Here is a 12184-nt window from a genome sequence, read left to right as displayed (position 1 = left end):
AGTTCCCGATGACAAGCACAGTTCCCGCCCCGTCCGATCACGTCGACAGCAAAGGATTGAAGGGGGGCTCGCTCGGGCTGCTCTCCAGCGTCGTCGTGGGTGTCGCATCGACGGCACCGGCCTACAGCCTGGCCGCCAGCCTGGGATTCATCGTCGCGAGTGGTGGGGCGCTCCTCGCCGGCGTGAAATCGCCGGGCATCGTGATTCTCGCTTTCATCCCGATGTACCTCATCGCCGTCGCCTATCAAGAACTCAACAAGGCAGAACCCGATTGCGGCACGACGTTCACCTGGGGCACGCGCGCATTCGGACCCATCACGGGCTGGCTCGGCGGCTGGGGGATTGTCGCTGCCGACGTGATCGTGATGGCCAACCTTGCTCAAGTGGCCGGGTCGTATTCCTTCACGTTTATGGGAGATCTGGGGCTGACGGGTGTCGCCGCCCTCGCCGACGATCAGCTCTGGTCGACCGTGGCCGGCGTGATCTGGATCATCCTGATGACCTGGATCTGTTACCGCGGCATCGAGCTGTCGGCCCGAATTCAGTATGTGCTGCTCAGCATCGAAGTGGTGGTGCTGATTCTGTTCTCGGTTTTCGCTCTCGGCCGCGTCTACACCGGAACCGCCGAGTCCTACTCGATCATGCCCAATATTGATTGGTTCAACCCGTTCACCCTCGACTTCGGCAGCGTGATCGCGCCAGCTGTGCTGACAGCCGTGTTCATTTACTGGGGGTGGGATACGGCCGTCTCGGTCAACGAGGAGACCAAAGACCCGGGTAAGACGCCGGGCCGGGCAGCGGTGATCAGTACGTTCCTGCTCCTCGGAACCTACGCACTCGTCACGGTTGCGGCTGTCGCGTTTGCGGGCGTCGGAACGACGGGCATCGGCCTCGGCAACGCCGACAATGCGGCGGATGTGTTCTCAGCGATCGGCCCGGCACTGTTCGGCAACAGCGTGCTCGGCCATGCGGCGGCGCTGCTTCTCGCCCTCTCGATTCTGTCATCGGCGGCCGCCTCAACGCAGACCACCATTCTGCCGACCGCTCGCACCACGCTGTCGATGGCGGTCTATAAGGCCCTCCCCGAGAAATTCGCCCGAATCCACCCGAAGTTTCTCACACCGACCTGGTCCACTGTCGCCATGGGCGCTGTCTCAGTGGGGTTTTACGTGCTCTTCACTCTGATCAGTGTGCAGCTGCTTGGAGCCTTGATCGGTTCGATCGGACTGATGATCGCGTTCTACTACGGGCTGACCGGTTTTGCCTGCGTCTGGTACTACCGCACAACCATGTGGTCATCGTTTCGACATGTGATCATGCGCGGATTGTTCCCCCTGCTGGGCGGCCTGATGCTCACCGCTGCATTCATCTACGGGGTGCAACAGTATGCCCTGCCGGACTGGTTGCAAGACGCGAACGGCACGAACGTCACGATCTTCGGCATCGGGGCGGTCGCGGTCGTCGGCATCGGGTCCATGGTGGTCGGAGTCGTGGTCATGTTCATCTGGTGGGCCGTGCGGCCCGACTTTTTTCGTGGCCGGACGCTGCCCAAACGTACCGACGACTTGGTGCTTGTGACCGAGGGCCCCGTGAGTCCGACCTTCGGACTGCCCGACGCCGGCCGGGTCCCGACGATTATCGCCCCCGACTTCTCGAACCTGCCCCCGGGGGAAACGGCGATCAATGCCGAGACCGGTGAAGGCATCGACACTCCGTCCGAGCTTCCTCCGGAGGCACCAGACGATCAGAAGGCTTAGGAACGCAGGGCAAGCGTGAACGGCAGAACCGCCGAAGCGCCCTGCCGAATGAGCAGGCGACCGGCAACGGTGAGCGTCCAGCGGCTGTCGGCAATGTCGTCAATCAGCAGAATCGGGCGGGATGCATACTCGGTCAAGCGTTCGGCGAGTTCCGGTCCGATCTGGAACTGGTTCCAGACGCTGGCGAGACGGTAGGCACTATTGCCACCCGACGGGCCGACCGGACCGTCGCCCGCGAGCTCGAGCGAGCCGAGCCAGGGAAGTCGGCCGGCCTCGGCGAAGGTGCGTGCCACCGAATCGACGAGCTGCGGGTGCCGGCGTGACGGCATGCTCACGATCGCTGCGGGGCGTTCGTCCCAGTCCCACTCGGCGAGCACCCGAATGCAGGCGGACAGCAGGGCTGCACTCGCCGGGGAATCCGCCGGGCTCGTTGTCGGCGACGGTTCCGCAGTGCTGAACATCTCACGCAGCCGTCCTCCCCAGCCCAGGTCGGTCAGTCGGGCCAGGGCCCGGCCGGGGGAGAGCCGTTCGGTGGGCGGAATGTTTCCGCGCACGTCGACGCCGAGACTGGCTGCACCGACGGGCCACTGGGCGCGTGGCTCAATCAGCACACCGACCCGGTCGAGCGATGCGGCCGCAGCAGACTGCGCCTGGCCGTCGAGATGAGAGGGGTACCACGCCGTGGTGCAGGTGTCGCACCGCCCGCAGGGCACCGCGGTGTCATCGTCGAGAGAGCGCTGCAGGAACTCCATCCGGCATCCGGTCGTACGCTCGTACTCGATCATCGACTGCTGCTCGGCCACACGGGCGGCGGCGATCCGCTCGTAGCGGTCCGCATCGTAGAACCAGGGTTCGCCGGTGGCGATCCAGCCGCCCTTCACCCGGCGCACAGCACCGTCGACGTCGAGCACCTTGAGGAGGAGCTCGAGCGGGGTACGCCTCAGGTCGACACGGGCCTCAAGCGCCGGGGTCGAGAGTGGGGAGCCGCCATGCGCACGCAGAGCACCGATCACGGCCTCGGCACGCGCCTGACTCGGCATGGATGCCGTGGCGAAATACTGCCAAATTGCCTCGTCTTCCGGGCCAGGCAGCAGCAGCACATCGGCGTTCGCCGTGGCTCGACCGGCACGGCCGACCTGCTGGTAGTAGGCGACGGGGGAGGACGGAGCGCCGAGGTGCAGTACGAAACCGAGGTCTGGCTTGTCAAAGCCCATGCCCAACGCGCTCGTGGCCACGAGCGCCTTCACCTCATTGTTCTTGAGAAGCTGCTCGGACTCTTCCCTCTCGGCAGTGTCGGTTTGCCCGGTGTACGCCCGAACGGCATGCCCGGCTTCCCGCAGCAGACGTGCGGTGTCTTCAGCCGCCGAGACGGTGAGGGTGTAGATGATGCCACTGCCGGGCAGGTCGGTGAGATGGCTGAGTAGCCAGGCCAGCCGAGCCTTGGCATCGGGCAGCCGAAGCACGCCCAAGCGTAAGGATGCCCGGGCCAACGGCCCACGAATCGTGACGACTTCGGTGCCGCCGGTCTCTCGGCTGTCGCCGGCGCTGTTCACCTGCGCGGAGCTGTCCACCTGCGCGGAGCTGTTCAACTGCTCTGCGACATCCTGAACCACGCGGGAATTGGCCGTCGCCGTCGTGGCCAGCACGGGAACACCGGGTGGCAGTGTGGCGATCAGCTCTCGCAACCGCCGGTAATCGGGTCGAAAATCGTGCCCCCAGTCAGAGATGCAGTGTGCCTCGTCGACGACGAGAAGTCCGACCCGGCTGATCAGGGCCGGCAGCTGCTCATCGCGAAAGCTCGGGTTGTTCAGCCGCTCGGGTGAGACCAGCAGCACGTCGACCTCATCCGCGGCGAGCTGGCGCAACACATCATTCCACTCGTGCGCGTTTGAGGAGTTGATCGACACGGCACGCACCCCGGCCCGCGCTGCCGCCGCGACTTGGTCACGCATGAGGGCCAGAAGCGGTGACACCAGGATCGTCGGGCCGGCCCCGCGCTGCCGTAACAGCAGGGTCGCCACGAAGTACACGGCTGACTTGCCCCATCCGGTGCGCTGCACGACGAGAGCGCGTCGACGCTGATCAACGAGCGTCTCGATCGCTTCGAATTGGCCGTCGTGAAAATCAGCATCGTCGCGCCCAACAAGCGTGCGCAAGACGGCGAGGGCGGATGCGCGCGTGTCAGTCATACCTCCAGCTTGTCAGGTGCCCGGCCGAGAGCGCTCAGACACGTGCCGACGACACCCCGGCGGATTCCTAATAAGCCGCATTGATCCTCTGTCTCGATAGGCTCAGCCAAATGAGTAACCCGTTCGACGCGCCCCGCAAAAGCAGACGAATTTCGCGGCGGGTGCGTCGGAACCGCACGATTGCACTGTCGGGTGGTGGAATTGTTGCGATCATCATGCTCGGCATCCTGATCGGGAATCTTTCGACGTCGGGCAGCGCACCGGTCGCAGTCAGCACTCCCTCCGACGGAGCGACAGCCGCGGCTGAGGCCGTCGTCGCCACCCGCACCCCCATTCCGATTCCACCCGCGTCGGGCTCCGATGCGCCGGCCGTGCCTCCGGCAGCCGCGCCGGCACGCTTTGACAAGCGCGCCCATTCCCTCGACGATCCGACGAGCCCGTGGGTCGTCGTCAACAAGCGGCGCGCGCTGAGTCCTGTCGATTACACACCGAGCGACCTGGTGGTCGTCGATGTGGCCCACACCTGGGAGCCCCGACTACGCACCGACGCTACACGCGCCGTCGTTGAGATGTTCGCGGCAGCGAAGGCGGAAGCGGGTCTGTCGTTGGCATCGAACAGTGCTTACCGGGCCTACTCGACGCAGGTTGAGGTGTACGCCGAGGACGTCGCTGCGAACGGTGGCGCCTACGCGGATACCAGCACCGCTCGGCCCGGGCACAGCGAGCACCAGACTGGGTGGACGATGGACATCGGGGCGGCTGATGGTAACTGCTCCCTGAACACCTGCTTCGCTGACACCGCGGAGGGGCAATGGCTGCGCGACACAGCATGGCGCTTTGGCTTTCTGCTTCGTTACCCCGCCGACAAGGTTGACGTGACCGGGTTCGCGTTCGAACCCTGGCACTACCGCTACATCGGCAGCGAGCTGGCTGAAGAAATGCACAACACGGGTGTGACGACGTTGGAGGAGTTCTTTGAACTCCCCGCTGCGCCCACCTACTGAGTCGGCCCCAGCAGGGAACTGATACTCTCGCACCGTAGGTTGTCGAGCGCCGAGACGGTGTTGTACGCCGCATCGACGGCGACTGCAGTGCACACAATCGTGGGGGATACGTTATGGAACCGGTCAGCTGTTCAGCCTGTGCGGCACCACTCTCAGAGGGCTTTGCCTTCTGCAGGAATTGTGGAACTCCGGTGCCGGCACGCGCTGCGGCTGCTCCGAGCCTGGCCGGTCCGCCCGCACCGCCCGCTTCCATGACGGGGGGACCGCCCGCACCGCCGACATCCGTGATCGCGCCGAAACCTCCGCGGCGGCGGACCCCCCTCATCATCGCGGGAACTCTTCTTGTTCTCGCGGTGTGGGGCGGCATCGCCTGGGGGGCGTCGTCCTACCTCTCGGCGCAGGCAGAATCCGCGGTGAGCGACGGTGCGATCAGCGAGAAGACCGCACCGAAGCCGACTGCCGCGGCCTCCGTGACTCCGAAGCCCTCCGCGACACCGAAGCCCTCGGCAACCCCGAGGCCGACCCTCACACCGCTGCCGGCCACCTCGCCGGAACCGACCGCGAAGCCTGTGCTTCCGACGGTCAATTTTGTGAGCTCCTCGAATAACATCCGGTGTCAGATGACAACTGACGGGGTGCTCTGCCTGCAGCAGTACATCAAGTACGCCCCGCTGCCCGGCAACTGTCCCAGCACGTTTGCCGCAGCCGCCGTCTTACTCGGCGAGGGCGGCGTGTCCTACCCCTGTCTGTCGAGCGACATCACCTCGGCCACGGTTCTGGGTTATGACACCCCGATCGTCAACGGCGAATACAGCTGTTCCATCAACCTTTCGACCGGTATCAGCTGCTTCAACGGTGCCGGAGTCGGTTTCCGCATGGAGAACGAGTCAGGCGTCACGGCGATCCCGTAGAGCGCTGCGCCGCGCCGCGCCGAGGCGTCGGGGTGGTTGGATTGAGGAATGACTGCTTCGACCGACCAGCTCGACCGCTACATCGACGATTTCGCCCAGTTCATCACGGCGTCACCGTCGTCGTATCACGCCGCGGCGGAGGTGGCGCGACGGCTTGACGCTGCGGGGTTCATCCCCTTAGACGAGAAAGATGCCTGGACGAGCACGTCGGGCGGATGCTACGTGGTGCGTGACGGCGCCGTGATCGCGTGGTGGCAGCCGAGCGCCGCATCCGCTCTCACCCCCTTTCGCATCCTCGGTGCCCACACCGATTCGCCCGGCTTCAAACTCAAACCGAAACCCACGATCGGCTCATACGGATGGCTGCAGGCCGGTGTCGAGGTGTATGGCGGCCCCCTGCTGAACTCCTGGTTGGACCGCGAACTCGAGCTCGCCGGGCGTCTCGTCACCCGTGACGGCCGCACGCACCTCGTGCGCACGGGCCCCTACCTGCGCATCCCGCAGTTGGCCGTCCACCTCGACCGCGAGGCCAACAACGGGCTCAAACTCGACCGTCAACGGCACCTGAACCCCGTCTTCGGCGTCGGCTCTCTCGCCGAGGCAGACCTGGTCGGGCATCTGGCGTCGCTCGCCGGCCTGACCGGAACGGATGTCGTCGGCTACGACATCCTCACCGCCGACACGGCCCCGCCGGCCCGATTCGGCCAGGGCGGCGAGTTGTTCGCCGCCGGGCGCATGGACAATCTCAGTTCGGTCCACGCGGGCCTGGTCGCCCTGCTTGCCGCCTCGACCGACACCGGGCCGGTCGACGGCTCGGCACCGATTCGCATGCTCGCCGCCTTCGATCATGAAGAGCTCGGTTCGGAGTCGCGTTCCGGGGCCAGCGGCCCGCTGCTCGCGGACGTGCTCACCCGGATCGGTGAATCCCTCGGTGCGAGCGCCGCCGAACGGCTCCAAGCCTCCGCGGCGTCCTGGTGTCTGTCAGCAGACGCCGGTCACTCGGTGCACCCGAACTACTCTGAGCGACACGATCCGGCCAACCTGCCGCTGTCCGGGAGCGGTCCACTGCTGAAAATCAACGCGAACCAACGCTACGCAACGGATGCGCTGGGCGCGGCTCTCTGGGCACGCTCCTGCGAGGCGGCCGGTGTGGAGTATCAGGAGTTCGTGTCGAACAACACGGTTCCGTGCGGGTCCACGATCGGCCCACTTACTGCGACCCGGCTGGGGATCCGCACCGTCGACGTCGGAATCGCTCTGTTGTCAATGCACTCCGCGCGCGAGCTCTGCCACGTGGCCGACCCGTTCGCTTTGTCGCTCGCCATCGGAGCCTTCTTCGAGGGAGCCTGATCGGTCGGCGAAATGGTTAGAGTCGCCCCGTCAACCGTCGGTGAAATGCGGCACTGCGCGTGTCAAGGCCGGCAAAGCTGACGGAGACGTCGTGCTCGCGGAATTTGGTCTCGAGGGAGTCCAGCACGGCGACCGTTGACGCGTCCCAGATCTGCGCACGGGTGAAGTCGACGACCGCGGTGTCCGGGTCGTTGGAGTAGTCGAACTGTTCGACAAGGTCATTGCTGCTGCCGAAGAACAGGGGCCCGGTGACGGTGTAGCGCACGGACTCGCCGTCGTCGGCCAGGGCTCGATCGACCGAGACGACGTGAGCGACGCGGCGGGCGAAGAGCACCATGGCCAAGACGGCACCGGCGGCAATGCCGACCGCCAGGTTTCCCGTGGACACCACCACGACGACGGTTGTCACCATGACCAGCGTTTCGGGCAGCGGCATCCGCTTCAGCGTCGCGGGCGCCACGCTGTGCCAATCAATCGTTTTCAGCGCCACAATCATCATCACGGCGGCCAGCGCGATCATCGGAATCTGCGCCATCAGGCCGCTGAGCGTGGTCACCAGCAGCAACAAGAACAGGCCCGCCACGAAGGTTGAAATGCGGGTGCGCGCCCGACCCAGCTTCACGTTGACAATGGTCTGGCCGATCATGGCACAGCCGGCGATACCGCCGTAGAAGCCGGCCAGAATGTTCGCGATTCCCAGCGCCCACGACTCACGGCTTTTCTCGGATCGGGTGCCCGTGATGTCGTCCACGAGCCGTGCAGTGAGCAGAGTCTCCATGAGGCCGACAAACGCAACGCTCAAAGCGGTCGGCCAGATGATGCCGAGTGTTTCGAGGTTCATCGGAACGAGAAGCGGCGTGATCCCGGGCAGCCCGCCGGAGACGTTTCCCTGGTCTCCGACATTCGGAATGGCCAGATGGGCGATCATGGTGATCGCGGTCACGACGACGATCGCCACGAGCGGTGCGGGCACAGCCGTCGTGAGCCGGGGAAGCACAATAACGATCAGGATGCTGAGCGCGAAGAGCGGATAGACCAGCCAGGGCACACCGAGGAGGTGGGGAACCTGGGCTGCGAAGATCAAGATGCCCAGCGCGTTGACGAACCCGATCATGACTGAACGCGGAATGAACCGCATGATCCGGGCGAGTCCGGTCACTCCGAAAACGATCTGGATCAGGCCGGCCAACACGACGGCAGGCAGCAGATATTCGACTCCCGATTCCTTGACCAGGGGCGCGACGACCAATGCCACGGCGCCGGCAGCGGCGGTGATCATGGCGGGACGTCCGCCGAGGATCGACATTGAGATGGCCAGCACGACGGATGCGATCAGGCTGACACGTGGGTCGACTCCCGCTATCACCGAGAACGAGATCACCTCGGGAATCAGCGCGAGTGTGGTGACGATTCCGGCGAGAACCTCGACGCTCAGACCCTTCGGGTTGCGGAGGGTCGAGAGGACAGTGGGAGCGGACTGCGGCTGATTCGGTCGGAGAGGCACCCCACAACACTACGCACTCGACGCACCGTCACGATGTCGTCAGTTTCCGCTCGCCGTGCGACGCGCGGTTCTGCGACTGGGCCGTCGGATCGGCTGCCCCTCACCGGTCTCGCGGTCGACGCCGTGTCGACCGTCGCGGGGGCCGGGATCCGGCAGCTCGGGCAGTTGCTCCGGGTCGTCGAGAATGAGGGTGTGGCGCTCCAGCAGCACGCCGTCGTTCCTGATCAATTCGTCGAACGTGACCACGAGCGTCGGTGTGGGCACCGTCTTCTGTGCACGCCGGGAGAGCTGCGCCGTAGCTGATGCCGCAGCCGATGCCGCCGACAACGCCGATGCCGGGTCCGTTGCCACCAATGGGGCAGCTACCGGGGGTTGGAGCGACACAGCGCGTCGCCGCGGCGGAACGATCCGCGCAAGGGGCACTCCTTTGCGCATGATCACGATCTCTTCGCCGGAGGTGGCGCGCGCGACGAGCACACCCAGATGCCATTTGGCTTCGTCCTCGCTCACCGCCAAGGGATCGGCGGTGCTGTGCGAGCCCGTGCTCGGAAACGGGTCGTAGTCTTCGTCGCGATCGACCCCGTGTCGGCCGTCACGCGGCCCGGGATCGGGAAGTGCGGGAAGCTGGTCTGGGTCATCCAGGTAGTCCATGAGGGGCCCACCTCCTCGTTGAGAGTTGCCTTCTTTGACCGTACGCCGAAGCGGCACCCTCCGCCACTGGTGCGATGCCAGACCTGCGCGTGGCTGAACTCCAGCGGGGCAGCCCGCTCACTCGCTACGCTGAATCAGCGGGCACTCACCCAATCAGGCCCCGAAAGGACACACCGTGAGTCCCGGACGCTTTCCGAAATCGGTCTATGGGCTCGGCGACGAGCCTGACCCACGCTTCAGCCTCGCGAACGAACGCACCTTTCTCGCCTGGATCCGTACGTCACTCGCGCTGATCGCCGCCGGTGTGGCGTTGGAAGCACTCGAACTGCCGATTCGGGAGGATTTTCGCCTCTATACGGCGGGGCTCTTCATCGCATTGGGAATCGTCGCGCCCGTGCACGCCTGGATCAGCTGGATGCGCACCGAACGGTCGATGCGACAAAACCGGGCCCTCCCGGCCCCCGCACTGTCGGGTGTGCTGATGGTCGGCGTGGTCATCGCTGGGGCATTGATCGCCGCGGGAATGTTTCTGTAGGCATCCGGATGAGCACTGAGACACCATTTGATCCCGGGCTCCAGCCCGAGCGCACCTACCTCGCCTGGCAGCGCACCGTGCTGGCGCTCGCCGTAGCCTGTGCCGTCTCGGTGCGTTTTACCGCCGATCGGTTCGGCGTGCCGGCGATCGTGCTGGGGATCGGTGGCATCGGTCTGGCGCTCGCCGCCTATATCGCCACCTATCGGGGCTATCGGCGCACGCATCGGGCGCTCACCGACACGGCGCAGTTGCATGGGCGCGGTGCGTGGCGACTCGCTCTACTGGCGGCATCGACACTGTTTTTGGGCGGGTTGGCCGTGCTGTTTCTCTGGGGCAACATCAGAATCCCGCTATAACAACCGCGGCCGGGCGCCGCCGGTCAGATCAAGCCGCGCAGGAGAGCATCGGGGCTGACGCCGGCCTGCCGTGCCCGCTGTACCAGCCGGTCGTGCTCGTCGGTCGTGAGCGTCACGGTCAGCGTGTGTTCTGCGGGTGGCGCATCGTCGAAATCGAATAGTCCGGGCTGGCTGAGCGTGCGGCGTTCCGGGGCTGGCGCTGTGCCTCCGCGCGTCCAGCCGGGCCCCTCGGGGATTGCGCTCGAGCGCTGGTACGCCTCCGACACCGCGCGGGCACGCTCGTCGGCAGCCTCATTCAACGGGTGGTTTGCATGGCCCTTGACCCATTCGAATCGGTACCGTCGCCCGACCAACGCCTCATCGATCTCCTGCAGCAACTCGAGGTTCAACACCGGCTTGCCGTCGGCCTTGCGCCATCCCTTGCGCTTCCAGCCCGGCATCCATTTCGTCACGGAGTTGATCACATACTGGCTGTCGCAGAGTACGAGCAGATCTTCGTCGACGTGTGCTGTGGCGCGGAACAGCTCGAGCACGGCCTTCAACTCGCCCTGATTGTTCGTGGCGTGCTTCCACCCGCCGGCGGCCCAACAGGAATCGTCGACGTACCAGGCCCATCCTGCGGGCCCGGGATTGCCCAGGGCCGAACCGTCGGCGGCAGCGGTGATTGTCATGACTCCAGTGTGCCAGCTGTCGGGTACCCCTAGCCGCGCACGCAACTGCCCGACGACACCGCTGTGTCGAGTGATGCCGACTTGTCGATCACCGGCTTTACCTCGGACATTCCGAGCGCGTAGCCCACATTCGCCGTGTTCGCCGACTTGGCAAAGACGACACCCACCACCGCGCCGTTCGTCGAGAGCAGCGGGCCGCCCGACGCGCCCTGCTGAATATCGGAGGCGAGGGTATAGACCTCCCGCGTGATTCCGGGCTGCGACGAGGTTTCTTCGAGAACCAGCGGGTTGATCGCGAGGACCGCTGCCGGATTGGCCACGAACGGGCCGCCGAAAGGATAGCCGGCGGCCACTCCGACACTGCTCGGCGTCAGGTTCGTTCCGGCCGCCAAGGCCGGAGCCGACAGCCCGTCAACGGCGATGACCGCCAGATCGACAACGGCGTCGAAATAGACCACTTTGCCTTGCAACGCTTGGCCGCTTTGCGCTTCGACGACGGGGTCTGAGACCCCCGAAACGACGTGGGCGTTGGTGATCACCCGGTTCGGGGCCACCACAAATCCGCTGCCCGACTGGTTCTGACCGCAGGCGAATGCGTTTCCGGTGATCCGCACGACCGACTGTTCGGCGGCTGCGACACTCGGGTTGTCGATGGCATGGTCGGGCAGGGTCGGCGGCGGCCCGTCGAACACGTCGACGATGAGAGGAAGTCCGTCGGCGACGGCGATGGAACGCACCTCGGCCAGCCAGCTCTGCACCGGATCGGGCGTGAGCAGGTTGATGGTGCGGATGACGGTGGAGGAGGCGATTGCGGGAGAGAGAAACGGTACGCCCAATGCGCTCACGCTGAAAGCGAGCAACGAGATTGTGAGCGCGGTGGCGATAAGCGTGAAGAGCGCGCCGGACACCCGGTCGATGAGTCCGAGCGCCGATTTGCGCACACGGCGGCCCATCCGGCTGCCGAGTGCACGGCCGAACGACAGGCCAAAGGCCAGTAGGACCACGGCAGAAAGCAGGGCGGCCGGGGTGCGCCACTGGGCATCCGTCACCCACGAACCCACCAGAGGCACCACGAAGTACGCCGCCACCGCCCCGAGCACAAGCCCGACGATGCTGCTGATGCTGCGTACCAACCCGCTGCGGTAGCCGTTGAAGACCGCACTGATCAGCAGGATGATCAGCACGATATCGAGAATGAGGGAACCGGAGATCACCTCGACAATCGTAATCGACGTCACTGCCTACGCGGACAGATC

At 65.4% G+C, this 12184-nt stretch carries 12 protein-coding genes; 6 read left to right on the top strand and 6 right to left on the bottom strand.

The window, feature by feature from the left end:
* Positions 1–8 precede the first annotated feature (8 nt).
* On the top strand, positions 9–1757 hold the full coding sequence (locus HNR05_RS08440; protein ID WP_179578606.1) for an APC family permease: 1749 nt from the start codon (positions 9–11) through the stop codon (positions 1755–1757).
* Here HNR05_RS08440 and HNR05_RS08435 read toward each other — a convergent pair.
* Positions 1754–3946: a RecQ family ATP-dependent DNA helicase gene (locus HNR05_RS08435; RefSeq protein WP_179578605.1), complete on the bottom strand. Its 2193-nt coding sequence runs from the start codon at positions 3944–3946 to the stop codon at positions 1754–1756. The two genes, HNR05_RS08440 and HNR05_RS08435, sit on opposite strands and share 4 nt — an antisense overlap.
* 110 nt (positions 3947–4056) lie before the next feature.
* On the opposite strand from HNR05_RS08435, the gene HNR05_RS08430 reads away from it, so the two are divergent.
* Entirely contained in the window at positions 4057–4950 is an 894-nt protein-coding gene (locus tag HNR05_RS08430) for a M15 family metallopeptidase (protein ID WP_179578604.1), read from the top strand.
* 385 nt (positions 4951–5335) lie between these two features.
* Here HNR05_RS08430 and HNR05_RS08425 read toward each other — a convergent pair whose 3' ends face one another.
* Complete coding sequence (locus HNR05_RS08425) at positions 5336–5536, bottom strand: hypothetical protein (protein ID WP_179578603.1); 201 nt, start codon at positions 5534–5536, stop codon at positions 5336–5338.
* A 34-nt stretch (positions 5537–5570) separates the two neighbouring features.
* Here HNR05_RS08425 and HNR05_RS08420 point away from each other — a divergent pair, with 34 nt between their 5' ends.
* Entirely contained in the window at positions 5571–5861 is a 291-nt protein-coding gene (locus tag HNR05_RS08420; protein WP_179578602.1) for a hypothetical protein, read from the top strand.
* Between the two features lie 48 nt (positions 5862–5909).
* A complete protein-coding gene (locus tag HNR05_RS08415; protein WP_179578601.1) occupies positions 5910–7211 on the top strand; it encodes a M18 family aminopeptidase in 1302 nt (433 codons plus the stop codon).
* Positions 7212–7227: 16 nt separating this feature from the next.
* Here HNR05_RS08415 and HNR05_RS08410 read toward each other — a convergent pair whose 3' ends face one another.
* Together HNR05_RS08410 and HNR05_RS08405 are read right to left on the bottom strand one after the other, a co-directional pair.
* The gene (locus tag HNR05_RS08410; protein WP_179578600.1) at positions 7228–8715 is read right to left on the bottom strand and encodes a SulP family inorganic anion transporter; all 1488 of its coding nucleotides are present in this window, start codon (positions 8713–8715) and stop codon (positions 7228–7230) included.
* A gap of 39 nt (positions 8716–8754) precedes the next feature.
* A complete protein-coding gene (locus HNR05_RS08405) occupies positions 8755–9366 on the bottom strand; it encodes a type II toxin-antitoxin system Phd/YefM family antitoxin (RefSeq protein WP_179578599.1) in 612 nt (203 codons plus the stop codon).
* Between the two features lie 175 nt (positions 9367–9541).
* Between HNR05_RS08405 and HNR05_RS08400 the strand changes: the two genes are divergently transcribed.
* Both HNR05_RS08400 and HNR05_RS08395 read left to right on the top strand, forming a co-directional pair.
* A complete protein-coding gene (locus HNR05_RS08400; protein ID WP_179578598.1) occupies positions 9542–9901 on the top strand; it encodes a DUF202 domain-containing protein in 360 nt (119 codons plus the stop codon).
* Positions 9902–9909: 8 nt separating this feature from the next.
* On the top strand, positions 9910–10257 hold the full coding sequence (locus tag HNR05_RS08395; RefSeq protein ID WP_179578597.1) for a DUF202 domain-containing protein: 348 nt from the start codon (positions 9910–9912) through the stop codon (positions 10255–10257).
* 23 nt (positions 10258–10280) lie between these two features.
* On the opposite strand, the gene HNR05_RS08390 is transcribed toward HNR05_RS08395, so the two are convergent.
* Both HNR05_RS08390 and HNR05_RS08385 read right to left on the bottom strand, forming a co-directional pair.
* Positions 10281–10928, bottom strand: coding sequence for an RNase H family protein (locus tag HNR05_RS08390; RefSeq protein ID WP_179578596.1), 648 nt, complete (start codon positions 10926–10928; stop codon positions 10281–10283).
* Positions 10929–10957: 29 nt separating this feature from the next.
* Complete coding sequence (locus HNR05_RS08385; RefSeq protein ID WP_179578595.1) at positions 10958–12166, bottom strand: MarP family serine protease; 1209 nt, start codon at positions 12164–12166, stop codon at positions 10958–10960.
* Between the last annotated feature and the right edge of the window lie 18 nt (positions 12167–12184).

This window comes from Leifsonia psychrotolerans, assembly GCF_013410665.1.
GTDB classification, from domain to species: Bacteria; Actinomycetota; Actinomycetes; order Actinomycetales; family Microbacteriaceae; genus Cryobacterium; species Cryobacterium psychrotolerans_A.
The sequence above is the reverse complement of the archived record's forward strand: the minus strand, read 5'-3'. Positions and strand labels throughout refer to the sequence as shown.